The organism is Stenotrophomonas sp. RG-453 (assembly GCF_033843685.1).
Classification (GTDB): domain Bacteria; phylum Pseudomonadota; class Gammaproteobacteria; order Xanthomonadales; family Xanthomonadaceae; genus Stenotrophomonas; species Stenotrophomonas bentonitica_A.
In genome coordinates this window covers 1-455 of record NZ_JAMYED010000027.1, presented here as the reverse complement: position 1 = coordinate 455, position 455 = coordinate 1, and the positions used below count along the sequence as shown (strand labels likewise).

Below are 455 nucleotides of genomic sequence, written 5' to 3'. Positions count from 1 at the left end.
CCTCGATTCCGAGCCGCTCTTGCTCCTGCTCGATATCATCCGAGACCTCGTCCATCTCTTCGATCTCATTGAACCTTGCGAGGATCTCGCGGAGGCGTGTCTCTTCGTCGCCTTCGTAGATTTCGGTTTTGACTTCCGACGTCGGCCAAGCCCGGGCGCTTTGCGGCAGGTCGGACAGGATCTCCGCCCAACCCCAGCCCGCCGCGGTCAGATCCTCGCATCTGGCGATCAGGATCTGCCGCGCCAGCTGCTTCAGCAGCACATCGTCGCTGATGATGTGCGAGGTCCCGAACAGATCCTCGGTGACATGGCCGCCGGCGGCACAATAGGCCTCGACGCCGACGACGCCCAGGAGCTGCGTCACCTCCTCGTCGGTCGCATAGGCGCCAAGCTCGCGCTTGACGTTGTGCACCGTGATCGCGTGGGCCTTGTCGAGCTGGGCGAACAGCTTGTCC

1 pseudogene is annotated in these 455 nt (G+C 63.3%); it reads right to left on the bottom strand.

Features of this window, described 5'->3' with window-relative positions:
• Positions 1-455 (bottom strand): annotated as a pseudogene (locus NJD74_RS19605) (hypothetical protein); the annotation flags it as partial.